The organism is Paraburkholderia sp. J94 (assembly GCF_905220285.1).
Taxonomy (GTDB): Bacteria; Pseudomonadota; Gammaproteobacteria; order Burkholderiales; family Burkholderiaceae; genus Paraburkholderia; species Paraburkholderia tropica_A.
This window is the reverse complement of sequence record NZ_CAJMZH010000009.1, coordinates 183,951-209,377: the sequence shown is the minus strand read 5'-3', so window position 1 is coordinate 209,377 and position 25,427 is coordinate 183,951. Positions and strand designations below refer to the sequence as shown.

Genomic DNA, 25,427 nt, shown 5'->3' with positions numbered 1-25,427 from the left:
CGACGTCCAGTATACGGGAGCGCGCGTTTGCGCGTGCGGGCGCCCCGCCACCCGCCCAGCGCGCGCCGAAGTCGCCTATGTCGGCCTACACCAGCCTACGCACCCTCATCCTCGCCCAACGAACGGCATCTTCGTCGCCATGATCGTCATGAACTGGACGTTCGCGGCCAGCGGCAGCTGCGCCATGTGCAGCACCGCGTCGGCGACCAGTTCCACGTCCATCAGCGGCTCCACGGCGATCTCGCCGTTCGCCTGCGGCACGCCGCGCGCCATGCGCTCGGCCATGTCGGTGCCCGCGTTGCCGATGTCGATCTGGCCGCAGGCGATGTCGTAGCGCCGCCCGTCGAGCGACACCGACTTCGTGAGGCCGGTGATGGCGTGCTTGGTCGCCGTGTACGCGATGCTGAACGGACGCGGCGCATGCGCCGAAATCGAACCGTTGTTGATGATGCGTCCGCCTTGCGGGCTTTGCCGCTTCATCAGCGCGAACGCCGCGCGCGTGCAGAGAAAGACGCCGGTCAGGTTCGTATCGACCACGGCGCGCCAGTCCTCCACGGAAAGCTCGTCGATATCGACGGCCTTCGCGTTGCGCCCCGCGTTGTTGAACAGCAGATCGAGACGGCCGTAGCGCTGGCGCACCGTCTCGAACAGCGACTCGACGGCCGCCGCGTCGCTGACATCGCACGGCACGGCCAGCGCGTCCTGGCCCGCCGCGCGCGCCTCGGCGGCGAGCGCGTCGAGCGGCTCGGCGCGGCGGCCCGTGAGCACGACCGCGTAACCGTTCGCGAGCAGCTTGCGCGCGCACGCGCGGCCGATGCCGCTGCCCGCGCCCGTCACGAGCGCCACCTTGCGCGCGTGGTTTTGCTTACTTTCCTGCGTTGCCTGAGTCATCGTGCCTGCCTCGTTTGCTTCGATCGTTGTTGACCTTCAATCCTGCGCGAATCCCGCGCGCAGCACGTCGACGAACGCGTTGCCCGCCTGCGAATCCATGCCGCCATCGCGCCACATCGCGAACACGCCCACGCTCAATTCCGGCTCGACGCGCCGGATCGCGACCGGCTCGCCCGCGCTTTTCGCCGTGATTTCGTCGAGCAGCACGCGCCCCACGCCGCGCGCCGCGAGCGAGCGCGCCACGTACCAGGTCTGCGCCTCGACCACGGCGAGCCGCCCTTCCACGCCCTGTGTTTCGAGCAGATGCCCGATGGTCTCGCCCAGCGGATCGACATTGCCGATGCTGATCCAGTCGCCCGCGACCACGTCCTGCAAGGCGAGCGGCACATCGGCGGGCGTCGGCTCGTCGGGCGGCGCGACGCAGACCACGGCCGTGCGCCCGAGTTCGAGCGAGGCGATGCCGGGCCACGCAGGCGGGTTGATCGCCACGCCAATGTCAAGCTCGCGCGTGAGCAGCGCGTTGAACAGTTCGTGGGTATGGCGCGTCTGGATCTGCAGCGAGACCTCGGGATAGCTCGCGCGAAACGCCTGCACGGCCTGCGGAATCAGGCTCAGGCCCAGACTCGGCAGACAGCCGATGCGCAGCAGCCCTTGCGGCTGCAGCGCGAGATTGCGCGCGAGGTCGCGGATGCTGTCGAGGCTCGTTTGCAGCTTCTGGGTTTCGGCGAACAGCAGTTCGGCTTCGCGCGTCGGTTGCAGCCGCCCGTGCGTGCGCGCGAACAGCTTGAGGCCCGCGCTGCGCTCGGCATGCGCGAGCACCTTGCTCACGGCGGGCTGCGAGACGCACAGTAGCTCGGCCGCCTTCGAGAGCGAGCCCGTGCGCATGATCGCGTGAAAGACTTCGATGTGGCGTAGACGCATGAGGCGCGGGCCGCCCGGCGCGGCAAGGCAAAAGCGCAAGGATAGCGCGTCAGCCGGGCCTCACACGCGGAAGTCGGCGGCCATGTCCTCGTCGCTGCGCGCGACGATCTTGCCGCTGCGCGCCGCCTTCACGAACAGGTCGTAATCCTGCTCGACCTGATCGGCGTAAGCGAAGCCGTATTCGACGAGCGCTTCGGCGAACTGATCGCTGCGGCCGATATACGAGGCGATCTCGATGGCCGCGTTGCCCGACTTCGCGTGCGCGCGCGCCATCGCCCAGCCGCACAGCCGTCCGTAGCCCGCGAGCAGTGTGCTGTCGAGCAGTTCGAGATCGACGGACAGCTTCATGTCGCGCAACTGGCGGAAGTAGAAATGACGCCCCGACGGCCCCGTCGACCAGCCGAGAAAGATATCGCTCGCGGCCTGCAGCAGACGCTGCCCCTGCACGACGCGCGCGCCTTCGTGCTTGAACGCGGGCGACTTGAAGTGCTGCGCGATCACCGAGCGGCGCGCCTCCTTGACCTGGAGAAACAGCGGCTTGCCGTGATGATCGACGAGCAGGATCACGAGGCAGCGCGTGCCCACGCTGCCCACGCCCACGACCTTGAAGACGAGATCCTGGAGCGCGAAGTGTTCGAGCAGTTCGCGGCGGTCCGGCGCGAGCGTCTTCAGATACGCCTCGTAAGTGGGCTCGATGAGCGTGCGCCAGTCGTCGAACGTGAGCCAGCTGTCCTCGGCTTCGTAGAGCGTGTTCGGGCCATGCACGTGAAAGAGCGCGGGCGGCGCGTCGCGCACGATCCAGTGGCCCGACGCGTCGTCGCGATGCGCGAGCTTCTCCAGCATGCTTTCGTGCGTGCGGCCCGCCGCCTTCTCCATGCCACGGCGGATCAGACGCCGGCCCTCGGGCGTGAGCGCCGTCTCGACCATGCGGTCGAAGGTGATCTTGTCGTACCAGAGTTCGAGCGCGCCGTAGTCGGCGTACTGGCGCATGCGGTCGCGATAGGTGTTCACCACCGTCATCACGAGATCCTCGGCCACGCCGCGCGAGTAGCGCATGTGCCGCGCCGCCACCACGAAGCTCGCGACGAGGCGTTTGAGGTCCCATTCCCACGGGCCGGGCGCGACTTCGTCGAAGTCGTTGAGATCGAAGACGAGTTGACGCTCGGGCGTGGCGAAGCCGCCGAAATTGAGCAGATGGCCGTCGCCGCAAATCTGCATGACCATGCCGGTGTTCGGCACCTGGGCGAGGTCGTGCGCCTGGAGGATCGCGCTGCCGCGAAAGAACGTGAACGGCGAGACGATCATGCGGCCATAGCGCAGCGGCACGAGGTTCGGCACGCGCCCTTCGCTGCTCGCCTGCAGCAGCTTGAGCGGATCGCGATGCAGCTCGCCGACCAGCTTGTGGCTCGAACGTTTCGCCCGCTCGCGCGCGGCGCGTCCGGCCGCTTCGCGTTCTGCAACGGTCTTTCCATTCATGAACGGCTCCCGTCCTGGATGACATTGACGACCCGTGATGCGCCCGGCATCGGCGCGTCCGCGAAGGCGCGCCAGCCTGCCGTATTTAAGCGTGCGGCCCTCATTTACGCAAGCGCGGCGATCCGCGCGATCCATGCGATTCGATGCGTGCGCAAGGTCCGCGCAGCGCGCGCGGCGCTCGTGTACCGTGCGAATGGACCTCGCGCGGACCGCCGGGTTCACGCCGCCCCGCTCCACGCTCGACCATCGCCGTCTCACGAGGCCTGCATGAACATCGGTGTCTATGGAACGCTCGTCGCCGCATCGCTCGTCCTGCTGCTCGGCAACCGGCTGCTGGCCGCGCTGCCGCTGCTGCGCAAATGGACGATCCCCGAGCCCGTGGCGGGCGGCCTCGTCGTCGCGCTCGCGCTGTTCGGCCTGCATGCGTTCGCGCATGTCGACGTGCGCTTCGACGCCTCGCTGCAAACGCCGCTGATGCTCGCGTTCTTCGCGACCATCGGCCTGAACGCCAATCTCGCGAGCCTCAAATCGGGCGGCCCGATGCTCGCGCGTTTTCTCGCCGTGGTGATCGGCCTGCTCGTGCTGCAAAACGTGGTGGGCATCGGGCTCGCGCTCGCGCTGCGCGTCGATCCGCTGTTCGGGCTGCTGGGCGGCTCGGTCTCGCTCGCGGGCGGACACGGCACGGGCGCCGCGTGGGGCGAGGTCTTCACCGAACGACACGGCCTGGAGTCGGCGACCGAAGCGGCCATCGCGTGCGCGACGTTCGGCCTCGTGATGGGCGGCATCCTCGGCGGCCCGGTCGCGCAGCGGCTGCTCAAGCGCATCGGCCACGCGCCTGGCCCATCCGCCACAGCCGACGCTCCCGACAAAGCCAGCGCCGAAGCACCCTACGCCTTCGAGGAACCCAAGGCCGAGCAGGCGACCACGCCCGCCGTCTTCATCGAAACGCTGACGCTCATCGCCATCAGTCTCGCCGTGGGCGACGTGATCGCCGGCTGGATCGCGGGCACGCCGTTCGAGCTGCCGGGCTTCGTCTGCACGCTGTTCGTGGCAGTGCTGCTCGCCAACGGACTCGCGCTCCTGGGCCGCCCGATCGCCGAACACGCGGTCGCGCTGATCGGCAACGTGAGCCTCGCGCTCTTTCTCGCGATGGCGCTCATGACGCTGCGCCTCTGGGACCTCGCCGCGCTCGCGCTGCCGGTGTTCTCGATCCTCGTCGCGCAGACCGTGATGATGGTGCTGTACGCGATGTTCGTGACGTTCCCCGTGATGGGCCGCAACTACGACGCCGTCGTGCTTTCCGCCGGGCATTGCGGTTTCGGCCTCGGCGCGACGCCCACCGCCATCGCCAACATGCAGGCCGTGACCGCGCGCTTCGGCCACTCGCACCTGGCCTTCCTCGTGGTGCCGATGGTGGCCGCGTTCTTCATCGATATCGCCAACGCCATCGTCATCAAGCTGTTTCTCGCGCTGCCGATTTTCGGGTGAATAGTGCATCGGCGAAGCGGCGCGCGCCGGCGCGCTAGAATCGCGGAATGCGCACTTGCGCGCGTAGCTGCGCGCGCCATCGCGTACCTTCATACGATTCGCCGAGCACGATCATGTCCCTCTCCGCCTGGCTGTTTTTCCTGCCCGCCTGCTTCGCGCTGAACATGGCGCCGGGCCCGAACAACCTGCTGTCGATTAACGTGGCCGCGCGCCACGGTTTCGCGCGCGCGTTCGTGGGCGGACTCGGCCGGCTGCTGGCCTTCGCGGCGATGATCGCGCTCGCGGCCACCGGCCTCGCGGTCGTGCTGCGCGCCTCCGAAGCGGTGTTCTTCGCGATCAAGCTCGCGGGCGCGGCCTATCTCGTGTGGCTCGCCGTGCAGCTCTGGCGCAGCGACGACGCGCCCGTCGGCATGAAACTCGACAGCGACGCCACGCTCGCGCGCCTCGCCTGGCGCGAGTGCCTCGTGGCGGCGGGCAATCCGAAGGCGATTCTGGTTTTCACGGCCTTCCTGCCGCAATTCGTCGACGTGACGAAGCCGATGCTCGCGCAATTCGGCGTGCTCGGCGCGAGCTTTCTCGTGCTCGAAACCGTGGCGATCGCGCTCTACTCGCTCGCGGGCATGTACCTCGCGCGCTGGCTCACGCGCAGCGCCGTGCGCCGCTGGTTCAACCGCGCGTGCGGCACGTTTCTCGGCGCGATCGGCGTGAGTTTCCTGCTGGTCCGGCGCGGCTGAACGCGCGCGGCGCGAGCGTCTTTGCGCGCCTCTGTTTGTGCCTCCGCTTGTGCCTCCGTTTGTGCTTCCGCGTGCGCCATCATCCATAAGGTTTCGCTGATGATTTTGGCGAGAAACTTTAACTGTCGTTAATCGACAGCACCCCCTATGCTCGAACCATCGTCCGTCGCGCGGGCGTGCGTGTGCATTGCACATCCGGCACGCAGCGCTTGCAGCGATTAAGCGGACACGCGGTTTTCAACGTCATTGGGGAATCGATATGAAGATCTGCATCTTCGGTGCGGGCGCGATCGGCGGCATGATGGGCGTGCAACTCGCACGCGCGGGCGCCGACGTGAGCTTCGTCGCGCGCGGCCCGCATCTGGCCGCCATGCGCGAGCGCGGCGCGCGTCTCTTGATGGACGGCGAGGAATACGTCGCCAAAGTACGGTGTACGAACGATCCGCGTGAACTCGGCGTGCAGGACGTGGTGATCGTCACGCTCAAGGCCCATTCGGTCGCGGGCGTGATCGACGCGATGCAGCCGCTGCTCGGCAAGCACACGGCCATCGTCACGGGCACCAACGGCATTCCGTACTGGTACTTCCATCGCCACGGCGGCAAGTTCGAAGGCACGCGCCTCGAAAGCATCGACCCGGACGGCTCGCAATGGACGCGCCTCGGTCCCGAGCGCGCGATCGGCTGCGTACTCTACCCGGCCGCCGAAATCGACGAACCGGGCCTGATCCGCCATGTCTACGGCAAGAAGTTCCCGATCGGCGAGCCGTCGGGCGAACGTACGACGCGCATCGTGCAGTTGCAGGAAGCGATGACGGCGGCGGGCTTCGAGGCGCCGATCCGCGACAATATCCGCGACGAAATCTGGCTGAAGCTCTGGGGCAATCTCTGCTTCAATCCGATCAGCGCGCTCACGCACGCGACGCTCGACGTCATCACGCAGGACCCCGCCACGCGCGCCGTCGCGCGCACGATGATGCTCGAAGGCCAGCGCATCGCGGAGCAGTTCGGCGTGCATTTCCGCGTGGATCTGGAGCGGCGTATCGACGGCGCGGGCGCGGTGGGCGCGCACAAGACCTCGATGCTCGTCGATCTCGAACAGGGCCGGCCGATGGAAATCGATCCGCTGCTGACCGTCGTGCAGGAGATGGGCCTGCTCGTCGGCGAACCGACGCCCACCATCGACACCGTGCTCGCGCTCGTCAAGCAACGCGAACGCATGGCGAAGCAGGCGGCATGAGGTGCGATAAGTCTCGGCAAGGCGCGTAGAAAGCGCCTTGTTTAAAGGGGGAAAACAAAACGGACCGCATGAAAATGCGGTCCGTTTTTTTGCTTCGATTGAAAAAGCTGCGAGGGAAAAACGCAGACGCGACGATCACTCCACGCGTGCCTGCTCGCGCGACGCGCGCAGCGCGCTTTCGAACAGCGCGGCGCCGCGCTGCGTTTCGCTGGCGTCGTTGCTGCGCGCGCGGGCGGCGCGGTTGTGGGCCGAGGTGTCGGCCGAGGCGTTGGCTGACGCGTTGGCCGACGCATTGGCCGATATCGTCGAGAGTTCCGGCGCAGCCGTGCGGCCGTCGCTGACGAACTGCGACCACGCCGCCTGCGCGCTCGGACGCAGCGAGCGATTGCGCCGCCGCACGAGCATCGTGCTCACCTGCACGACCGGATGCAGCACGCGCGTGACCAGCGGACCCGGCGGCGCGGGCCAATGGCAGGCGGTGCTCGCGGAACCGCCGAGCGCATCGGCCGACATGCGCCCATCACGCCCATCGCGCATGTCGCGAACATCTCGTCCGTCGCGCCCATCTTCGCCGCAGACCGGCAGCACGCCGATCCCCATGCCGAGCTGCGCCATGCGCGCCACGCCCGCCACATGCGCGAACTCCTGCAACGGACGCCCTTCGGGACGCAGACCTTCGAGCGCGCGCATGACGGCCGCGCGGCAGCCCGCATCGCGATTGAGCGTGACGAGAGGCTCGCGCGCGAGATCGTCCCAGCGCAGCGCGCCCTGCAACGCAAGCGGATGTTGCGCGGGCAGCACGGCGCACAGCGGCGTCGCGCTGAGCGGCTGCACGTCGAGATTGCCGCTCGCGAACGGCACGCATTCGGCGATCACGCCGAAGTCGGCTTCGCCCTGCTCGACGGCCTGCAACACGGCCGCTTGCGGCAAATCCTGCAATTGGAGCGTGAGCGCGGGAAACGCGGCGGCGCAGCGCGCCATCGCGGCCGGCACCCAGCCGGAGGACAGCACGGGATTGCTCGCGATCAGCACCACGCCGCTATGGGCCTGGTTCGCGTCGCGGCCTTCGGAGAGCGCCATGTCGATTTCATCGAGCAGGCGCCCGATGCGCCGCTCGAAGCCGCTGCCCGCGACCGTGAGTTCGACCTGGCGCGTAGTGCGATCGAACAGCTTGAGATCGACCGCTTCTTCAAGCTCACGCACGCAGCGGCTGACCGCCGACTGCGTGAGCCCGAATTCGCGCGCGGCGCGCGTGAAGCTGCGCGCGCGCGCCACGGCGACGAACACCTTGAGTTGCTGAAGCGAAACGTTCATCGACATCGCCGCGTCCGCTCGTCATTCGCCGCTGCGGTTGGGGAAGCTTTGCAGCCCGGCGGGATTCGTCGCGAGCGTCGCGGAATGCTCGTCGCTCTGCTCGATCAGACGATGGCGCATCGGCGCGAGGATGAACTTGGCGCTCACACCCGCCGCGATCGTGATAACAGCCGAAGCGATGAACACCGCGCTCCAGCCGCCCGTCGCCGAGAGCACCGAGGCCACCGGCACCAGCAGCGCGGCCGTGCCCTTCGCGGTGTAAAGCGTGCCGGCGTTGGCGGCGGCGTACTTGCTGCCGAACGTGTCGGCGCAGATCGCCGGGAAGATCGAGAAGATCTCGCCCCAGAACAGGAAGATCAGCGCGGCGAACGTCATGAACGCATAAGGATTCGTGCCGTACTGCATCATGCCGAGCAGCGCGAGCCCTTCGCCCGTGAAGATGATGAACATCGTGTTCTCGCGGCCGATCTTGTCCGAGATGAAACCGCACAGCGGACGCGTGAAGCCGTTACAGATGTTATCGATCGAGAGCGTGAGCGTGAGCAGCGGCAAGGTCGCGCCGAACACCGTCATCGGAATGCGCGCGAGGCCCCAGTCTTTCGCGATCGGCCCGATCTGCGCCGTCGCCATCAGACCGCCTGCGGCCACCGCGACGAACGAGATGTAGATCAGCCAGAACACCGGTTGCTTGACCATCTGCCCCGGCGTGTAGTCGACACGCGTGACGAGACGGCGGCCCGCCGCGACGTTGGCGCGCGGCGCGGGCTTCACGAGCACGAGCGCGAGCAGGAGGATCGATACGCCCTGCAGGATGCCGAAGAAGAAGAACGTATGCTCGTAGCCCGAGCGCGTGATCATGTTGGCGATCGGAATCACCGTCACCGCCGCGCCCGCGCCGAAACCCGCCGCCGTGAGGCCCGCCGCGAGACCGCGGCGATCCGGGAACAACTTCAGCGCATTGCCCACGCAGGTGCCGTACACGCCGCCCGCGCCGATGCCTGCGATCACCGAGGAGACGTACAGCATCGGCAACGTGGTCGCGTACGAGTTGAGCACCCAGGCGAGGCCCGCGCAGAGCGCGCCGACCATCACGACCGGACGCGGACCGAACTTGTCGACCAGCCAGCCTTCGACCGGGACGAGCCAGGTTTCAGTCAGGATGAAAATGGAGAACGCCAGCTGAATCGAGGCTTCGCCCCAATGATGACGCGCGTTCATGGGCGCGACGAATAGCGTCCATGCGTATTGCAGGTTGGCGACGAGTGCCATGCATAGCATGCCCACCACCAGTTGAAACCAGCGGTTCGTCCAGAACGGACCGCCCTCGCTCCTCTGACTGATTGCATTCATCTCGCTTGTCTCCGCTATCCATTCATGGATGCCGGTACTTTCGCCGGCCTGCATAGATATTTACTTATCGTTTTAAAACTTCCCTGCTTTCCTTCTGAATACCACTCGAATCTGCACACGAAAAATCGAATGGAAATTCGTGAAATCCCTTTCATTCGACAATTCGCGGAATTGCCTGAAAACACCGTTACTGAAGGCTTCAACTACGGGTTTTCCCGCTTTAAAAGGCACTTTTACGCGTTAACCCGCACGCCGCTTCGCTGGCATTCGGACTCCTTTCAACTCATGCTAGGGGGATTGCTGGATTACTCATAATTAAAGTTTGTTATTATGTTGATTCACCATCCTTTATGGATCGGCCATGACCATGAGAAATGCCACGCTGCGCCAGCTCAAGGTGTTCGAAACCGTCGCGCGCCACCTCAGTTTTTCGCGTGCCGCGGAAGAGTTGCATCTCACGCAGCCTGCCGTTTCCACGCAAGTCCGCCAGCTCGAGGAGCACGCGGGTCTGCCGCTGTTCGAGCAGCTCGGCAAGAAGATCTATCTCACGCCTGCGGGCACCGAGATGCTGCATTACAGCCGCGCGATCATTCAGCAGTTCCATGAAGTCGACGAGGCGATGAGCCAGTTGAAGGGCGTCTCCGGCGGCAAGCTCAACGTGGCCGTGATCAGCGCGGGCGACTACTTTTTTCCGCGCCTGCTGGCCGAATTCACGCGCCGCTACAAAGGCGTCACGCTCAATCTTTCGGTGCATAACCGCGAGCAATTGCTGCATCAGCTGTCGAGCAACCTGACCGATCTCGCGGTCATGGTGCGTCCGCCGCACACCACCGACGCCATCAACGAGCCGTTCGCGCCGCACCCGTACGTGATCGTCGCCGCGCCCTCGCATCCGCTCGCACACAAGCGCAGCATCAAGCTCAGCACGCTCGCCAACGAGGCCTTCATCGTGCGCGAGCGCGGCTCGGACACGTGGAATTCGATGGAAGAAGGCTTCGCGGGCAAGATCACGAACCTCAAGATCGCGATGGAGATCCAGAGCACCGAGACCATCAAGCAGGCCGTGATCGCGGGCATGGGCATCGCGTTTCTATCGGCGCATACGATCAGCCTCGAATTGCAGGTGGGCCACCTCGTCGTGCTCGACGTGGAGGGCTTTCCGGTCATGCTCAACTGGTACGTGGTGCACCGCAAGAACAAGCGTCTGCCGCCCGTCGCGCTCGCCTTCAAACGCTTCTTGATGGAAGAAGGCGCGCAGCTTATCGAAAACATCACGCGTGTCTCCGAATCGACCTTCCATAAGTAAGGATGGATAGGTCGATACCGATGTATTAGACAGGCTGAATGATTCGCCGGCCGCGAGGCGCGAAAGGGTTGAATCGCGATCGGAAAGTACCCTCAAGCGCCGACACGCGACGCTCAATGCGGCCCCTGGCGCTGCCTGAGCGCGCCGTGACGACTGCGCCGCCGACGCGGCAAATGTTGAGACGCGTGCTGCGCCGCGCGCGCCCATTCAGGCGGCGCTTCATAACCGGCGGCCCACGCATCGAATCCGGCGGAGGGATTCACGCCGCTGTCGAACGCCGCCACGAGCCATTCGTCGGGCACGCCCGCGAAACGCGCGTACAGCACGGGCGGCGCGGGCGCGGCTAACGAGGCGGCGCGATGCGTCCCGCCCATCAGCCGCACGCCGAGCGCGGCGCACAACACGCACGCGCCCACCAGCACCGAAGCGCCGAATTCCGCCGACGCGCAAACCCGCTCCATCGCGAAGCCGTAGCCCAGCGCCGCGCACAGAACGACGGCGGCGGCATGCAGAACACGATCGCCGTATCGAGCCGGCACACGAGCGCGCGAACGCCCGCGCGCACCGAACGACCAGGCGCGCGCGGCGGCGCCGAACAGCAGCGCGCCGAGCGTCGCGCCCGTGTAGAGCGCGGCGCGTTCGAGCGCGTCTTGCGCGGGCAGCAGCAGGAAACTCGCGAGCGCCGCGGCCATCGCGCTCGCGCCGATCACACAGCCGGCCGCGCCCGCTACGCGCGCACGTTTCGTCAGATCGCGGCGCGCGCCGAGCCATAGCCCCGCCAGCACGCCCGCCTCCGCCGCGGCGACCGCGGCCGCGCCATGCGCCAGCAACGCCGCCAGCACACCCGGTGGAATCGTCAGTAGCAGTCCGAACGAAATGGCAAACGCAAGGTGACGCGCAGGTTGGCTAACTTCGCGGCGCGCCCGCTTGCATCGCGGCTTCGCGCGCGCAGGCCCGCGCCGCGCCCATGCGGGCGCGAGCGCGGCAAGCTGTGCCAATGCGCACACGAGCCAGGCGAACAGCACGCCGCCGCCCAGCCACGCCACATCGCCAGCCAGTTGCTCCGGCATGTCTCCTCCTCGCGCGTCGGCGGCGTGGCCGCGCGCGTTGTCTCCATCACCACACGACGGCGGGTTTCTCGCGTTCGCCTTCGGACGATGCCGCATCGGCGCTTTCGCGTTTGCAGACGCCCAGCGCATTGACGAGCGTGCCGATCCCTTCGATCGTCACCTCGACCGTTGCGCCATCACCGATCGAGCCCACGCCCAGCGAGGTGCCGCACGCAATCACGTCGCCTGGCTCCAGCGTGAGATCCTGCGAAATCAGGCTCACTTGCTGCGCGGGCGAAAACACCATGTCGTCGATCGGATAATTCTGCCGCTCCACGCCATCGAGCTGCGTCACCACGCGCGCGCTGCGCCAGTCGAAACCGGACACGATCGCCGGTCCCAGACAACAGAACGTATCGAATCCCTTCGCGCGGCACCATTGCGGGAAGTGCGGATTCTCGGCGAGCAGTCCGGCCGCGGTGACGTCGTTGACGATCGTGTAACCGAAGATCGCCGCCTCCGCTTCTTCGAGGCTCGCATCGCGGCAACGCTTGCCGATCACGATGCCCAGCTCGCCTTCGAAAACGATTTTTCCCGCATAGTGAGCCGGTCGCCGAATCGCATCGCCCGAGCCGATCACCGAACTCGCGGGCTTGATCAAAAAGAGCGGATGCTCGGGCACTGGCTTTTCGAGCTTCAATGCCAGCGCGTGGAAGTTGTTCCAGAGCGCAACGACCTTGCCTGGCGCGCAAGGTGCGATCGGCGTCAGTGCACGCAACGACAACACCGCGCCGGTCGGGACCGGCTGATCGAGCCCTTCGTATTCGTGCAGATATCCGTTTTCGATGCGGCCAAACACGATGCTGCCGTCGTTGGCCATCAAGCGCATCCATGTATCCATGCTTCACTCCGTCGTGTCATGTGTGCATGTGCACGCTTCGCGGCTCAGAGCGCGCCTGCCGCGCGCAGCGAGTGAATCTCGATTTCGCTGTAGCCGAATTCCGCGAGCACTTCATCGGTGTGCTCGCCGAGCAGCGGCGAACGCGTCACGTTCGTCGGGCTGTCCGAGAGCTTGATCGGATTGCCGACCGTGAGATATTTGCCGCGCACCGGATGCTCGACCTCGACGATCGTGCCGCTTGCGCGCAGCGATTCGTCGGCGGCGATTTCCTTCATCGAGAGAATCGGTCCGCACGGAATGTCGTGGCGATTGAGCGCGGCCATCGCTTCGAACTTGCTGCGATGCATGGTCCAGTGCTCGATCTCCGCGAAGATTTCCTTCAGATGCGGCAGGCGCGCATTCGGCGTGGCGTAGCGCGGATCGTCGATCCATTCCTCGCGGCCGATCAGCTTGCAGATGCGGTCCCACACAGGCGCCTGCGCGATGAAATAGATGTACGCGTTCGGATCGGTTTCCCAGCCCTTGCACTTGAGAATCCAGCCCGGCTGACCGCCGCCCGACGCATTGCCCGCGCGCGGCACCGCATCGCCGAAACCGGCGTTCGGATACTGCGGATACTCCTTCATCACGCCGGTGCGATCGAGGCGCTGCTGATCGCGCAGCTTCACGCGGCACAGATTGAGCACGCCGTCCTGCATCGCCGCGAGCACCTTCTGGCCGCGTCCCGTATGCGTGCGCTGAAACAGCGCCGTGACGATGCCGAGCGCGAGATGCAGGCCCGTGCCGCTGTCGCCGATCTGCGCCCCGGAGACGACCGGCGGGCCGTCGTCGAAGCCCGTCGTGGAGGCCGCGCCGCCGACGCACTGCGCGACGTTCTCGTAGACCTTGCAGTCCTCGTACGGCCCCGCGCCGAAGCCCTTCACCGACGCGAGGATCATGCGCGGATTCAGCGACTGGATATGCTCCCAGCTGAAACCCATGCGATCGAGCGCGCCGGGCGCGAAGTTCTCGACGAGCACATCGCATTCGCGAATCAGCCGTTCGAGCACGCGCTTGCCCTCCGCATTCTTCGTGTCGAGCGTGAGCGAACGCTTGTTGCTGTTCAGCATCGTGAAATAGAGGCTGTCCGCGTCGGGGATATCGCGCAGTTGCTCACGCGTGATGTCGCCAGCGCCGGCACGCTCAATCTTGATAACGTCGGCGCCAAACCAGGCGAGCAGTTGCGTGCAGGTCGGACCCGACTGCACATGCGTGAAATCGAGAATGCGCACGCCATCCAGTGCCTTGCCCATGTCATGTCTCCTTATCTAATCGTGGCCGGGCGAGTGATCGAAATCGGTGGGTTGCGAAGGCGTTGGGGCGTTCGCCGGGTGCTGCCTTGTTCGTTGCCGCAGTCGCTGCTTTGATCGGTGCTTCGATCGCTGCTTTGATCGATCTGTTTGCTGCGTCCTTGAACAATACGGTATGTGATATATCACAACGAAGCAAGAGGGGATTTATCCGGCGGAGCGCGTCGAAAAACGGACGGAAAAGCTTATGGAATAAGGCGTTGACGGATCCGACCGGGGTTTGCTGCGATGCACACAGGGGAAAACCCCGAGCGTTTTGCGCGCAGATATTTCAGATTTGGTGTGGAAGATAGCGACGCGTTCGAGTGCCTGAAACGCTTACTGGGCTTTGATTTCAGGCGTTCGGCAATGCAGCCGCGAGGTCTCGGGCGAGCCGTGCCGCGCCACGCGTGGCGGGCTTGATGCGCATAAAGTTTCCGCCTGGGGCCGGTGGGCTTGGCGATTCGTGGTGATTCGCGCGGGCGTGGTAGGTCCCGTTCGCAGGCCGTGCACGCTGCGTCCGCCACACGCTCCCTACCGCCACGCGCCGCGCAAATAAAAACGGGAGACCCGCAGGTCTCCCGTTTTCATTTCGCATCGGCGCATCAGCGCATCGAGCGCCTTGCCGCGCGCGCCCGCGCGCTCAATCGAGAAAGTCGCAATGCTTTTCGACGTAAGCGGCAAGATCCAGCGAGTGCTGGCGCGTCAGGCGTTCCGCGAGTTCGGTATCGCGCTGCTCCAGCGCCTCGATAATGCGCAGATGGTCGACGATCGAACGCGAAGCGCGATCGCTCTGCGAGATCGTCATGCGACGGATCGCGCGCACGTGCACGAAGATGTTCTTGATCGTGTCGAGGATGATCTGCGACTTCGAAAGCTCGACGATCGCCTGATGGAAGGCGATGTTGGCGTCCGAATATTCGGCGATATGCTCGGCAGGCGTGCTGTCGCGGAAGCTGTCGAACATATGACGCAGCCTGGCGATTTCCTCGTCCGTGGCGTGCAGCGTGGCGAGGCGCGCGGCCATGCTCTCGAGCGCGGCCCACATCTGGATCATCTCCACGATCTCGCGCTTGCTCTTGCGCACGATATAGATGCCGCGGCGCGGCACCATGCGCAGGAAGCCTTCCTGTTCGAGCAGCGTCATGGCTTCGCGCACCGGCGTGCGGCTCACGCCGAGCGTTTCGCTCAGCACGCGCTCGTCGAGGCGGATTTCCTCGCGCGACTGATAGATATCGGCGTCGGCGATAGCCTGGCGCAGCATCGCATAAGCCTGATCGCGCAGGCTCAGCGTGGCATTGATGGGTTGCAGCGCCAGCGTGAGCGGCGCGGCGTCCCGGGTGGCGACTTCTTCAGTGTGTTCTGACGACATTCATTGCCTCTTTACCGACCTGCGGACGAACCAGCGGGCGGACCGAACGTGTGGGACGTGCGCGCGGCGCCTCGCCCAGACCGACGAAGCGGCCGTGCTGCGCGGCCTGCTCGATGGCCGATTGCGGCAGCCATTTCGCGATCATAACCGTAGCGGCGGCGCCTAAGCCCACAACTGCCGTGCCGAAGAGTGCAAGAGAGACGAGATCCATTTGAAGCTCCGCAAGATTGAGTCATCGAATGACTGAATCATATGCTGCGTCGCGACAAAAAGCAATATTCCGTATGTGATATATCACCGAGAATCCGCTCTAGTGTGATCTTCCTGCAACAGCGTTGATGGCCAGGATTTCGAACGGCACGCTCCGGCGCGGCGAACCCGTTGCCCGGCTGGTCCCGAAAGTGAAAACAACCCATCCTGGAGGAAATGGACGTCAGCGGCAAGGGGGCAGATGGAACGCGTCCGCGTCGGCGTGCTTCGCTGCGCCGCCAGGTCGCCAGGTCGCCAAGTCGCCAAGTCGCCAGGTTGCCAGGTTGCCAGGTTGCCAGGTTGCCAGGTCGGCAAATCGGCAACATCGCGCGGCGACGTTCACGTCCGGCGCTTCGCGAGGGATCGGCGCGAATTTTGTTGACAGCGCACCGGTCGTCCCCGCACACTCGATTCATGCACACGCCCGCAGCCCTCATCCTCACGACCGCGATGAATCATCCGTGGCACACGCCGAAAACTGGCGAGTCACGGGGAGTGTGTGCGTACGGGTAATACAGGCAGTCCGTCTTACGCAAATCACAAAGCCCCGCCGGCGTCGACGGGGCTTCTTGTTTTGTGAGCATCGAACAAGCAGCAAGCGCAGAAGAAAACGCTCCGTCCGTCGGCTCCCACTCTGGAGATGACGATGGATGAAGCTTCACAACAGCCCGGCGCGTGCAGCGCCGTTCCCGCTTTCGCCGCCGATTTCGGCGCGGACTTCGGCGCACACGACGTCGCCCTGCCCGCGCAATCGATTCACTTCGCCGTGCCCACTTCGGCCACGCTCACCTGGCGCGTCATCGCCGACGGCACGTTGCGCGTCTACGGCGCGCGCATCTGGGTCACGCGCGCCCGCTGTCCCTACGATCATTGGCTGAATCCCGGCGACGTGCTGCGCGTGCATCGCGGCGAACGTCTCTGGCTGAGCGCCGACATCGACGACACCTCCACGCATCGCGCCGCCGCGCGCGTGACGCTCACGAGCGCCTGGCGGCCGCCGCTTTTCTCCAGCGTGGCCGTAGAACGTCTCGCGACCTGGTTCGGCCTGTTCGTCTTGCGGCGCGCGCGTTAGCGTCCTCGCGTAAGACAGCACAAGCGTAGCCGTACGCACACAGGCAAACGCCGGGCGTCCGCGAAAGCAGACGCCCGGCGCCGGTTCTGAAAATGCCTTGAAACCGCGACAAAGCCGCGACGGAACCGCTATGAGAACGCGCCCGTCAGAACTTATGCCGCAACCCGAAGTTCACCATCGTCTGCGACGAGGTGCCGTTGTAGCCATATGAGCCGATCGACGCTTCCGCCGGCATCGAGCCGCCCGAGCCGTCGCCCTGCTCGCCGCTCGCGTGCTGCCAGGCGGCGGTCATATAGAGATCGGTGCGCTTCGACAGGCTGTAGTCCGCGCCGATCGACACCTGATGGTAGTTCGCGTTCGTATCGCCGTTCGCGTGCGTATAGGTGTAGCCGAGACCGAGCAGCAGCGCCGGACTGAGCTGGTAGTTCACGAAACCCTGGCCAGTGTTGTAGCGCTCGGTATCGCGGAAAACCGAGCTTGCGTCGGGCGCGTACTGCGCGTTGCTGTAGCCGAGCCCGAACGTGAACAGCCCCGCCGAATACTGCGCCGCCGCCCGCGCGATGGAAAGTGAGTGTGCGCTCACATACCCGGAATTGACCGGCCCGTCGAAGGTGCCGTCCGATGTGCTGGTCCAGCCGTCGGTGCGGATGCCAAGACCGGCCGGACTGTTGGCCGCGTAGAAATAGCCGCCCGCGACCGCAATCGGCCCGTTGTTATAGGCGACCGCCGCCGAATACGAGTGCTCGGAGCCCGTCGATCCCGCGATGCCGCCGAACGAGTACATCGCCGCGGCCTGCAAGCCGTTCCACACCGGCGTGGTGTATTTGACGGCGTTGTTGACGCGGAAGCTGTTGTCGTAATTGTCGACGTCGCCGGGCGTGGCGAAGGCCGAGCCGAAGTAGTTGTCCGCCGTGATGCCCTGCACGAGATCGATCAGCGGATCGTACTGGCGGCCGAGCGTGAGCGAACCGTACTGCGCGGCGGTCAAGCCCACGTACGCCTGGCGGCCGAACATCCGGCCGCCCTGGCCCGACTGTCCGGTCGACGGATTGAAGCCGTTTTCCAACTGGAAGATCGCCTTGAGGCCGCCGCCGAGATCCTCGGCGCCCTTCAGGCCCCAGCGCGAGCCCGACAGATTGCCGAAGCTGCTGTTGCCGAGCGACCAGAGATTGGCGCTGCCGTTGGCGTGGTTGACGTAGGTGATCGAAGTGTCGATGGTGCCGTACAGCGTGACGCTGGTCTGGGCGTGCGCGGCGCCCGCGATACCCAGCACGCCGAGCGCGGCGAGCGAAAGCGAAGTCAAGGCTGGTCTTTTCACGTCATTCTCCCTGCGCTGTCAAACCACGGTCATGAGCGCCCGACCGGATCAGACTAACTCCGCCGCCGAGGGAAGTAAAAGATTTAAAAGACGTGTATCCAAATCGTCACAACGGATTCAGAAAGGGTCGCGCGCTGCCGTAAAACATTCTGTCGCACCGTGAAACAATGGCGCGCCCCGTTTTCGCCGATGCCTTGCGCGGCGGGCCTGCGGGCGGGTTCGTCATGCTTGCTTAGTCGAGGTTTTCCGCAGTGATCCGCTCTGAATCGACACAATCGCCACAATCGGGGACAGGCGCGCGACTTTTGCCATTCCGGCAATCCGTCGCACACGACATTAACAAACGTTTATCGGCAAATTTAAACATCGATACCGCCCCAAACGCGGTTTCGCGCGATTGCCGATCGCGCCCTTTCCGGGATTCTTTATCCGCTTAGTCAACCGTCGGGCCGCCCAGCGCGTTTGCTGCATTACCAGTCATTTACCGAACGTTTACGTTTTGGCTCGCCGTCCCGGCCTTGATTGCTGCGCGCCGCGACCGAACGGCGCCGCCGCCGGAAGAACGTGACGACCAGAACGCGATGCCGTCCCCGGGGACGCCGCCCACGGCGCATAGGCGCCATCGCAGACTCGCCAGACCGATCCATGCTTCAATCCTCCCCTTCGCGCATCGCGCGCGCCGCCCTCGTGGCGCTGCGCCGCCGCGCTCGCGTCCTGCGCCTGCAGCGCTTCGCCGCGCCGGCGCTCGCGCTCGGCATCTGCGCGCTGTTGCTGGTCGTGTTCCAGCATCTGTCGCAATCCGTCGATTACCGCTCGGTGATCCGCCGGCTCTGGCAACTGAGCGCGGCCCAGTGGATCGGCGCGCTCGCCGCCACCGCGCTGAGCTTCGTCGCGCTCGTCGGGCGCGACGCCATCGGCCTGCGCTATCTCGGCATGAAGGTGCCGCGCGGCCCGCTCTGGGTTGGCGCGATCGCCGGCTCGGCGCTCGGCAACGTGACCGGCTTCGGCGCGCTCACGGGCGGCGCGGTGCGCTGCCGCGTCTACGGCGGCTCGGGCGTCACGGCGGCGCAGATCGGCCGCATGACCGTATTTACGAGCGTCACGCTCGCGCTCGCCCTCGCGCTGATGACCGCGCTCGGCATGGTCTGCGCGGCGCCGACGCTCTCCGGCCTGCTCCACCTCTCGCCCGACGCGCTGCGCGGCATCGGCGGCGCGGTGCTCGCGCTCGGCGTGGCGATGATCGCGGCCTGCCCCCGCTCTGCGCGTGAAATCAATCCGCTCAAGCGCGAATGGGCGCGCTTCTCGGTGCCCGCGCGCCGCGACCTCGTCGCGCAGCTGCTGCTCGCCGCGCTCGACGTGGTGGGCGCCGGCCTCGCGCTCTGGTCGGTGATGCCGCACGCGCACATCGATTTCACCGATTTCCTGACCGTCTACACCGCCGCGATGCTGCTCGGCCTGATCGGCCACACGCCCGGCGGCATCGGCGTGTTCGAAGCCGCGATGGTGTTCGCGCTCGGCTCCAGCGTGCCCAGCTCGACGGTGTTCGCCGCGCTGCTCGCCTACCGCGCGATCTATTTCGGCGCGCCGCTCGCGCTCTCGGCCGCGCTGCTCGCCGTGTTCGAAGGCCGCGCGCTCAAGAACCCGCTCAGCACGACGATCGCCAAACGCGGCGCGGACGGCGTCTCGCAACTCGCCCCGCTGTTCCTCGCCATCGTCACCTTCGTCACGGGCAGCATGCTCGTGATCTCGGGCGCGACTCCCGCGTTCGCCAAGCGCATCGCGATGCTGCAAACCGTGCTGCCGCTCTGGGTGCTCGAAAGCTCGCAGATGCTCGGCAGCCTGTTCGGCGTGCTGCTGCTGTTCGTCGCGCGCGGCCTGCTTCGCCGCCTCGACGCCGCCTGGTGGCTCGCGCTCGTGCTCGCCGTGACCAACCTCGCGCTCTCGCTGATGAAGGGCCTCGCGTTCGTCGAGGCGGGCGTGCTGTGCGTGCTGATCGCGCTGCTGCTCGCCACGCGCCGCCGCTTCAATCGCCATTCGTCGCTGTTCACCGAGCGCTTCACGCCCGCGTGGCTCGCCTCGGTCGGCTGCGTGATCGCGCTGGCCGTGTGGGTGCTGCTGTTCGCGTTCCGCGACGTCGACTATTCGCAGCATCTCTGGTGGCAATTCGCCTTCGACGAACGCGCCCCGCGCGCGCTGCGCGCGACGCTCGGCGCGGGCGTGTTCGCCGCCGCGCTGGCCTCGTGGCAATTGCTGCGTCCGGCGGCCGGGCGCTTCGTGATGCCCGCCAGCGAGGACCTGATCGAAGCCGCGCGCATCGTGCGCGCGCAGGAACGCAGCGACGCCGGCCTCGCGCTGATGGGCGACAAGAGCTTCCTGTTCTCGCAGTCGCGCAGCGCCTTCCTCATGTACGCCAAGCGCGGCCGCACGTGGGCCGCGCTGCACGACCCGGTCGGCCCGCGCGACGAATGGCCCGCGCTGATCCGCGAATTCGTCTCGCTCGCGCACGCGCACGGCGGCCGCGCCGCGTTCTATCAGGTGCGCGCCGACGCCCTGCCGCTCTACCTCGACGCGGGCCTCACGCTGATGAAGCTCGGCGAGGAAGCGCGCGTGATGCTCCAGGAATTCGACCTCAAGGGCCCGCAGCGCGCGCATCTGCGCTACGCGCTCAAGCGCGGCGAGCGCGACGGCTTCACCTTCGATCACATCGAGCCGTCGCAGATGAGCGACACGCTGCCGGTGCTGCGCGCGATCTCCGACGCCTGGCTCGAAGACCGCGAAGCGCGCGAAAAGAGCTTCTCGGTGGCCGCGTTCGACGACGACTACCTCGCCGCCCAGCACGTGCTGCTGGTGCGCCAGAACGGCGAGCCGCTCGCCTTCGTCACCTTCATGACGACCGACCTGAACACCGACGCGACGGTCGGCGTCATGCGCCATCTGCCGGGCGCTTCGCCCTACGCGATGGAATATCTCTTCACGCAGCTCGCGCTGCATCTCAAGGCCGCCGGGTATCAGTCGCTCTCGCTCGGCATGGCGCCGCTTTCCGGCATGGGACCGACGCCGCTCGCGTCGTCGTGGCATCGCCTTGCCGGGCTGATCTGGCGCTTCGGCGGCAAGTTCTACAACTTCCGTGGGCTGCGCGGCTTCAAGAACAAGTTCGCGCCGCGCTGGGAACCGCGCTATCTGGCCGCCTCCGGCTCGATCAGCGTGTTCATCACCCTTGCGGATCTCTCGCTGCTGGCAGGAGGCTGGCGTTCATGATTCCTTGTTTTTCCACGCTGCCGCGCACGCTTCGCGCGGCGGCGGGCGCCGTCCTGCTCGTCGCCGGCGCTTCGCATGGCGCGCTTGCCGCCACGCCCTCGACAACTTCCACGACTTCCGCGCCGACGGCGAAAGCCGCCGATAGCGCCGTCAAGCACGTCTCGGGCGGCCGCTACGGCGACGTCGCGATGACCCGGCCCGATGGCGCGATACGCGGCTTCGCGGTGCTGTTCTCGGCGGGCCCGCACTGGATCGCCGCCGACCAGACACGCGCCGACGCGCTCGCGCAGCACGGCGCGCTGGTGGTCGGCGTGGACACGGCGCGCTACGCGTCGAACCTCGGCGCGATCAAGAACGAGACCTGCCACAAGCTCTATAGCGATGCCGAAGCGCTGAGCCATCAGCTCGAACGCCAGCAGGGATCGACCGAGTATTTCGCGCCGATCGCGATCGGCAGCGGCGAAGGTGCGTTGATCGCGCAGCGCATGCTCTCGCAGTCGCCCGCGAATACGATGGCGGGCGCGGTGACGCTCGATCCGTCGACGAAACCGCTCGACGCACGCTTCGCGCCCTGCCCCGCCGACCCGACGCTCTCGCGCGGCAAGGGTCTGCCGGGCTTCTTCGAGCAAGGCGTGACGGCCTCGCAAGCCGATGCCGCAAAGGTTGCGCCCGCATCGAACGGCGCCGCGCCGCGCGTGTTCGCCGCGAATCTTGCCGACGCCGACAAGCTCGCGACGCTGACCGCGCCGCATCTGCGCGCGCAAACGGAAAGCGAAGAGGACGTCTCCGATCTGCCGCTGATCGAACTGCCCGCCGCCCATCCGACCGACATGCTCGCCGTTGTGATTTCCGGTGACGGCGGCTGGCGCGATCTCGACAAGACCATCGCGGAAGCGCTGCAAAAGCAGGGCATTTCGGTAGTCGGCTGGGACGCGCTGCGCTACTTCTGGAGCGAGAAGCCGCCCGCGCAGACGAGCCACGACCTCGCGCGCGTGCTGAACACGTATGCGGCGCGCTGGCACGCGAAGCACATCGCGCTCGTGGGTTACTCGTTCGGCGCGGACGTGATGCCGTTCGCGTACAACCGCCTGCCCGACGCGCTGCGCGCGAAGGTGTCGTACATGTCGCTGCTCGGCTTCGCGCCCGACGCCGATTTCCAGATCCGCGTGACGGGCTGGCTCGGCATGCCCGCGAGCGACAAGGCGCTCAAGGTGCGCCCGGAACTCGCGAAGGTGCCGCCGTCGATCGTGCAGTGCGTGTACGGCGAGGACGAAAAGGACACGCTGTGCCCGGCGCTCGCGAACACCGGCATCGACCTCGTGAAGACCAACGGCAGCCACCACTTCGACGGCGATTACAACGCGCTCGCGGCGAAGATCATCGAGGGGTGGAAGAAGGAGATTGCGGTGCGGGGGTAAATCGAACCGCGCCTTTTCGCGCGCAGCTTGACTGCGCGCACACTTTGCCGGACTATAACGCCACGCGTCATATGACGCGTGGCGTTATGCTTTGGCATGGCGATCCAAAACTTCGAAGACCGGGAAACCGCGCTCATTTGGGCCGGCGAGCGCTCACGTCGGCTGCCTGCCGACATTCAGGAGATCGCGCGTCGCAAACTCCGCATGCTCAACGCCGCGCATGCGTTATCGGACCTGCGGATTCCTCCAGCCAACCGGCTTGAGCCACTGAAAGGCAACCGCGCGGGCCAGCACAGCATTCGCATCAACGATCAATGGCGCGTCTGTTTTCGCTGGCACAACGCCAACGCCTACGACGTCGAGATTGTCGATTATCACTGAGGCGCAGACTATGAAAAAACTCGCGAACGTTCATCCCGGAGTCGTACTCCAGGAAGAATTCCTCACGCCGATGGAGATGAGCCAGAACGCGCTGGCTCGCGCGATGAGCGTGCCGCCGCGCCGCATCAATGAGATCGTGCACGGCGAGCGCAGTATTACCGCCGATACGGCGCTGCGTCTCTCATACGTCTTCGGCACGACGCCGCAATTCTGGATGACCTTGCAGACCGATTACGATCTCGAAGAAGCCGCACGCTACGTTAATCTGAAAGATCTGCGCCGAATCGCGGCCTGAGCGCGCGGCGCAAATCGATCACCCCTTGCGCCCCGCCAGATACTGCACGCCCTGCGGCCCGTAGCGCTCGACATGCGGCTGACCGGCGGCGAGATGAAAGACATCGCCGACACGATAGAGCCGCTCCTCGCCATCCGCGCCGATCGTGATTTCGCCGAGCACGATCAATGCTTTCGCTTCGAAAGGATGCGCGTGTTCGTCCATCGCGCCGTACTCGCGCGTCACGAGCACCGGCTCGGGAAAGCCCTCTTCGGCCAGCGTGCGGATAAACGTTTCGCGGTCCACGGCACTCTCCTTCTCGATCGGCAACGCGCCATGCATTCAGTGTGTCACTTCCGCCAGGCCCTTGCACGCAGTATCCATTGCGCAATCAGCAGACGAAAAAAACGCCGGCACGAGGCCGGCGCAAAGAGAGACTGCTAAAAAAGTTTCGATACGACGCGCGCGTCAGACCACCGCGGCGGCGACCTTCGCATCTTCCTCGTCGTCCGCCGACGAGCGGATCAGGTAGTCGAACGCACCGAGCGACGCCTTCGCACCTTCACCCACGGCGATCACGATCTGCTTGAACGGCACCGTGGTGACGTCGCCCGCCGCGAACAGACCCGGCACCGACGTCTGGCCCTTCGCATCCACTTCGATCTCGCCGTGCTTCGAGAGCGCCACCGTGCCCTTCAGGAACTCGGTGTTCGGCACCAGACCGATCTGCACGAACACGCCTTCGAGTTCGAGATGACGCTTCTCGCCCGTGGTGCGTTCGAGGAATGCGAGGCCCGTGACCTTCTGGCTGTCGCCGACGATTTCGGTCGTCTGCGCGTTCACGTGCACCGTGACGTTCGGCAGGCTGCGCAGTTTGCGTTGCAGCACTTCGTCCGCACGCAGTTGCGCGCCGAATTCGAGCAGCGTCACGTGGCTCACGATGCCGGCGAGGTCGATCGCCGCTTCGACGCCCGAGTTGCCGCCGCCGATCACGGCCACGCGCTTGCCCTTGAACAGCGGGCCGTCGCAGTGCGGGCAGTACGCCACGCCCTTGTTCTTGTACTCCTGCTCGCCCGGCACATCGACATTGCGCCAGCGCGCGCCGGTCGCCAGCACCACGCTCTTTGCGCGCAGCGTCGCGCCGCTTTGCGTGCGCACTTCGAAGCCCTTGCCGACCGGCACGATGGCTTGCGCGCGCTGCAGGTTCATGATGTCGACGTCATAGGCGCGCACGTGTTGTTCGAGCGCCGCCGCGAACTTCGGTCCTTCCGTTTCCTTCACCGAGACGAAGTTCTCGATCGACATCGTGTCGAGCACCTGGCCGCCGAAACGCTCGGCCAGCACGCCCGTCTTGATGCCCTTGCGCGCCGAGTAGATCGCCGCTGCCGCGCCAGCGGGGCCGCCGCCGACGATCAGCATGTCGAACACGTCCTTCTGGTTCAGCTTTTCAGCGGCACGCGCCGAGGCGCCCGTGTCGAGCTTCGCGAGGATTTCCTCGACGCCCATGCGGCCCTGGCCGAACACTTCGCCGTTCAGGTAGATGGTCGGCACGGCCATGATCTGGCGCTTCTCGACTTCGCCCTGGAACAGCGCGCCGTCGATCGTGACGATCTTCACATTCGGGTTGAGCGCGGCCATCGAGTTGATCGACTGCACGACTTCCGGGCAGTTCTGGCACGACAGCGACATATAGACTTCGAACGAGAACACGCCGTCGAGCGACTTGACCTGTTCGATCGTTTCGTCTTCGAGCTTGACCGGGTAGCCGCCCACCTGGAGCAGCGCCAGCACGAGCGACGTGAATTCATGGCCCATCGGAATGCCCGCGAACGTGACCTTCACGTCCGAATTGGCGCGCTTGATCTCGAACGAAGGGGTACGCGCGTCGCCGGCTGCGGCGCCACGGCGTTCTTCGAGAGCAATACGGTCCGAGAGCGTTGCGATGTCCTGCAGCAGTTGCTGCAGTTCTTGCGACTTCTCGCCGTCGTCCAGATACGCGACGATCTCGATCGACTGCGTGACTTTTTCGAGGTAGCTTTTCAGTTGGGTCTTGAGATTGGCGTCGAGCATGGCGTTTTCCGGCTAGAGAA

The 25,427-nt window shown here is 65.8% G+C and carries 22 protein-coding genes; 9 read left to right on the top strand and 13 right to left on the bottom strand.

The window, feature by feature from the left end; genetic code table 11:
* Positions 1–105: 105 nt before the first annotated feature.
* The 3 genes from U4Y88_RS20910 to U4Y88_RS20900 are packed head-to-tail and all read right to left on the bottom strand — an operon-like array spanning position 106 to position 3,288.
* Positions 106–891, bottom strand: a complete 786-nt coding sequence (locus tag U4Y88_RS20910) for an SDR family oxidoreductase (protein WP_321786071.1) — start codon at positions 889–891, stop codon at positions 106–108.
* A 36-nt stretch (positions 892–927) separates the two neighbouring features.
* Positions 928–1,812 (bottom strand): LysR family transcriptional regulator, encoded by an 885-nt coding sequence (locus U4Y88_RS20905; protein ID WP_224013636.1) that lies wholly within the window; start codon positions 1,810–1,812, stop codon positions 928–930.
* A 60-nt stretch (positions 1,813–1,872) separates the two neighbouring features.
* Entirely contained in the window at positions 1,873–3,288 is a 1,416-nt protein-coding gene (locus U4Y88_RS20900; protein ID WP_224013637.1) for a DUF2252 domain-containing protein, read from the bottom strand.
* A 267-nt stretch (positions 3,289–3,555) separates the two neighbouring features.
* On the opposite strand from U4Y88_RS20900, the gene gltS reads away from it, so the two are divergent.
* The 3 genes from gltS to U4Y88_RS20885 all read left to right on the top strand — a co-directional run bounded on the left by gltS (position 3,556) and on the right by U4Y88_RS20885 (position 6,747).
* Complete coding sequence (gene gltS / locus U4Y88_RS20895) at positions 3,556–4,776, top strand: sodium/glutamate symporter (protein WP_321786069.1); 1,221 nt, start codon at positions 3,556–3,558, stop codon at positions 4,774–4,776.
* A 113-nt stretch (positions 4,777–4,889) separates the two neighbouring features.
* Positions 4,890–5,510: a LysE family translocator gene (locus tag U4Y88_RS20890; RefSeq protein WP_321786067.1), complete on the top strand. Its 621-nt coding sequence runs from the start codon at positions 4,890–4,892 to the stop codon at positions 5,508–5,510.
* A gap of 259 nt (positions 5,511–5,769) precedes the next feature.
* Complete coding sequence (locus U4Y88_RS20885) at positions 5,770–6,747, top strand: 2-dehydropantoate 2-reductase (RefSeq protein ID WP_321786065.1); 978 nt, start codon at positions 5,770–5,772, stop codon at positions 6,745–6,747.
* A gap of 135 nt (positions 6,748–6,882) precedes the next feature.
* Here U4Y88_RS20885 and U4Y88_RS20880 read toward each other — a convergent pair whose 3' ends face one another.
* Together U4Y88_RS20880 and oxlT are read right to left on the bottom strand one after the other, a co-directional pair.
* Positions 6,883–8,061, bottom strand: a complete 1,179-nt coding sequence (locus U4Y88_RS20880) for a LysR family transcriptional regulator (protein ID WP_321786063.1) — start codon at positions 8,059–8,061, stop codon at positions 6,883–6,885.
* Positions 8,062–8,082: 21 nt separating this feature from the next.
* Entirely contained in the window at positions 8,083–9,411 is a 1,329-nt protein-coding gene (oxlT, locus tag U4Y88_RS20875) for an oxalate/formate MFS antiporter (RefSeq protein WP_224013642.1), read from the bottom strand.
* A gap of 361 nt (positions 9,412–9,772) precedes the next feature.
* Here oxlT and U4Y88_RS20870 point away from each other — a divergent pair, with 361 nt between their 5' ends.
* Positions 9,773–10,717 (top strand): LysR family transcriptional regulator, encoded by a 945-nt coding sequence (locus U4Y88_RS20870; RefSeq protein WP_224013644.1) that lies wholly within the window; start codon positions 9,773–9,775, stop codon positions 10,715–10,717.
* Positions 10,718–10,830: 113 nt separating this feature from the next.
* On the opposite strand, the gene U4Y88_RS20865 is transcribed toward U4Y88_RS20870, so the two are convergent.
* The 5 genes from U4Y88_RS20865 to U4Y88_RS20845 form a co-directional block, all read right to left on the bottom strand.
* Positions 10,831–11,787 carry a hypothetical protein gene (locus tag U4Y88_RS20865; protein WP_321786061.1) on the bottom strand — a complete coding sequence of 319 codons (957 nt, stop codon included), beginning with the start codon at positions 11,785–11,787 and terminating at the stop codon, positions 10,831–10,833.
* Between the two features lie 46 nt (positions 11,788–11,833).
* A complete protein-coding gene (locus tag U4Y88_RS20860; protein WP_321786059.1) occupies positions 11,834–12,667 on the bottom strand; it encodes a fumarylacetoacetate hydrolase family protein in 834 nt (277 codons plus the stop codon).
* Between the two features lie 44 nt (positions 12,668–12,711).
* The gene (frc, locus tag U4Y88_RS20855) at positions 12,712–13,959 is read right to left on the bottom strand and encodes a formyl-CoA transferase (RefSeq protein WP_321786057.1); all 1,248 of its coding nucleotides are present in this window, start codon (positions 13,957–13,959) and stop codon (positions 12,712–12,714) included.
* A 679-nt stretch (positions 13,960–14,638) separates the two neighbouring features.
* Positions 14,639–15,367 (bottom strand): GntR family transcriptional regulator, encoded by a 729-nt coding sequence (locus tag U4Y88_RS20850; RefSeq protein ID WP_224013648.1) that lies wholly within the window; start codon positions 15,365–15,367, stop codon positions 14,639–14,641.
* Positions 15,348–15,578 (bottom strand): hypothetical protein, encoded by a 231-nt coding sequence (locus U4Y88_RS20845; protein WP_224013649.1) that lies wholly within the window; start codon positions 15,576–15,578, stop codon positions 15,348–15,350. The genes U4Y88_RS20850 and U4Y88_RS20845 overlap by 20 nt, the downstream gene beginning before the upstream one ends.
* A 684-nt stretch (positions 15,579–16,262) precedes the next feature.
* On the opposite strand from U4Y88_RS20845, the gene U4Y88_RS20840 reads away from it, so the two are divergent.
* Positions 16,263–16,688, top strand: a complete 426-nt coding sequence (locus U4Y88_RS20840; RefSeq protein ID WP_321786055.1) for a DUF2917 domain-containing protein — start codon at positions 16,263–16,265, stop codon at positions 16,686–16,688.
* Between the two features lie 145 nt (positions 16,689–16,833).
* On the opposite strand, the gene U4Y88_RS20835 is transcribed toward U4Y88_RS20840, so the two are convergent.
* Positions 16,834–18,006 (bottom strand): porin, encoded by a 1,173-nt coding sequence (locus tag U4Y88_RS20835; RefSeq protein ID WP_321786053.1) that lies wholly within the window; start codon positions 18,004–18,006, stop codon positions 16,834–16,836.
* A gap of 645 nt (positions 18,007–18,651) precedes the next feature.
* Here U4Y88_RS20835 and mprF point away from each other — a divergent pair.
* From mprF to U4Y88_RS20815, 4 genes are all read left to right on the top strand, one after another.
* Entirely contained in the window at positions 18,652–21,264 is a 2,613-nt protein-coding gene (gene mprF, locus U4Y88_RS20830; RefSeq protein ID WP_321786051.1) for a bifunctional lysylphosphatidylglycerol flippase/synthetase MprF, read from the top strand.
* Entirely contained in the window at positions 21,261–22,682 is a 1,422-nt protein-coding gene (locus U4Y88_RS20825) for a virulence factor family protein (protein WP_321786049.1), read from the top strand. The genes mprF and U4Y88_RS20825 overlap by 4 nt, the downstream gene beginning before the upstream one ends.
* A 96-nt stretch (positions 22,683–22,778) precedes the next feature.
* Positions 22,779–23,063, top strand: coding sequence for a type II toxin-antitoxin system RelE/ParE family toxin (locus U4Y88_RS20820; protein ID WP_224013654.1), 285 nt, complete (start codon positions 22,779–22,781; stop codon positions 23,061–23,063).
* 10 nt (positions 23,064–23,073) lie between these two features.
* On the top strand, positions 23,074–23,358 hold the full coding sequence (locus tag U4Y88_RS20815; protein ID WP_224013655.1) for a HigA family addiction module antitoxin: 285 nt from the start codon (positions 23,074–23,076) through the stop codon (positions 23,356–23,358).
* Between the two features lie 18 nt (positions 23,359–23,376).
* Here U4Y88_RS20815 and U4Y88_RS20810 read toward each other — a convergent pair whose 3' ends face one another.
* Together U4Y88_RS20810 and ahpF are read right to left on the bottom strand one after the other, a co-directional pair.
* Entirely contained in the window at positions 23,377–23,643 is a 267-nt protein-coding gene (locus U4Y88_RS20810; RefSeq protein WP_224013656.1) for a cupin domain-containing protein, read from the bottom strand.
* Between the two features lie 162 nt (positions 23,644–23,805).
* Positions 23,806–25,407 carry an alkyl hydroperoxide reductase subunit F gene (gene ahpF / locus U4Y88_RS20805; protein ID WP_310632770.1) on the bottom strand — a complete coding sequence of 534 codons (1,602 nt, stop codon included), beginning with the start codon at positions 25,405–25,407 and terminating at the stop codon, positions 23,806–23,808.
* Positions 25,408–25,427: the final 20 nt, after the last annotated feature.

Coding starts and splice junctions, on each gene's coding strand:
- U4Y88_RS20910 (WP_321786071.1), bottom strand. CDS start 891: ATGACTCAGGCAACGCAGGAAAGTAAGCAAAACCACGCGCGCAAGGTG.
- U4Y88_RS20905 (WP_224013636.1), bottom strand. CDS start 1,812: ATGCGTCTACGCCACATCGAAGTCTTTCACGCGATCATGCGCACGGGC.
- U4Y88_RS20900 (WP_224013637.1), bottom strand. CDS start 3,288: ATGAATGGAAAGACCGTTGCAGAACGCGAAGCGGCCGGACGCGCCGCG.
- gltS (WP_321786069.1), top strand. CDS start 3,556: ATGAACATCGGTGTCTATGGAACGCTCGTCGCCGCATCGCTCGTCCTG.
- U4Y88_RS20890 (WP_321786067.1), top strand. CDS start 4,890: ATGTCCCTCTCCGCCTGGCTGTTTTTCCTGCCCGCCTGCTTCGCGCTG.
- U4Y88_RS20885 (WP_321786065.1), top strand. CDS start 5,770: ATGAAGATCTGCATCTTCGGTGCGGGCGCGATCGGCGGCATGATGGGC.
- U4Y88_RS20880 (WP_321786063.1), bottom strand. CDS start 8,061: ATGAACGTTTCGCTTCAGCAACTCAAGGTGTTCGTCGCCGTGGCGCGC.
- oxlT (WP_224013642.1), bottom strand. CDS start 9,411: ATGAATGCAATCAGTCAGAGGAGCGAGGGCGGTCCGTTCTGGACGAAC.
- U4Y88_RS20870 (WP_224013644.1), top strand. CDS start 9,773: ATGACCATGAGAAATGCCACGCTGCGCCAGCTCAAGGTGTTCGAAACC.
- U4Y88_RS20865 (WP_321786061.1), bottom strand. CDS start 11,787: ATGCCGGAGCAACTGGCTGGCGATGTGGCGTGGCTGGGCGGCGGCGTG.
- U4Y88_RS20860 (WP_321786059.1), bottom strand. CDS start 12,667: ATGGATACATGGATGCGCTTGATGGCCAACGACGGCAGCATCGTGTTT.
- frc (WP_321786057.1), bottom strand. CDS start 13,959: ATGGGCAAGGCACTGGATGGCGTGCGCATTCTCGATTTCACGCATGTG.
- U4Y88_RS20850 (WP_224013648.1), bottom strand. CDS start 15,367: ATGTCGTCAGAACACACTGAAGAAGTCGCCACCCGGGACGCCGCGCCG.
- U4Y88_RS20845 (WP_224013649.1), bottom strand. CDS start 15,578: ATGGATCTCGTCTCTCTTGCACTCTTCGGCACGGCAGTTGTGGGCTTA.
- U4Y88_RS20840 (WP_321786055.1), top strand. CDS start 16,263: ATGGATGAAGCTTCACAACAGCCCGGCGCGTGCAGCGCCGTTCCCGCT.
- mprF (WP_321786051.1), top strand. CDS start 18,652: ATGCTTCAATCCTCCCCTTCGCGCATCGCGCGCGCCGCCCTCGTGGCG.
- U4Y88_RS20825 (WP_321786049.1), top strand. CDS start 21,261: ATGATTCCTTGTTTTTCCACGCTGCCGCGCACGCTTCGCGCGGCGGCG.
- U4Y88_RS20820 (WP_224013654.1), top strand. CDS start 22,779: ATGGCGATCCAAAACTTCGAAGACCGGGAAACCGCGCTCATTTGGGCC.
- U4Y88_RS20815 (WP_224013655.1), top strand. CDS start 23,074: ATGAAAAAACTCGCGAACGTTCATCCCGGAGTCGTACTCCAGGAAGAA.
- ahpF (WP_310632770.1), bottom strand. CDS start 25,407: ATGCTCGACGCCAATCTCAAGACCCAACTGAAAAGCTACCTCGAAAAA.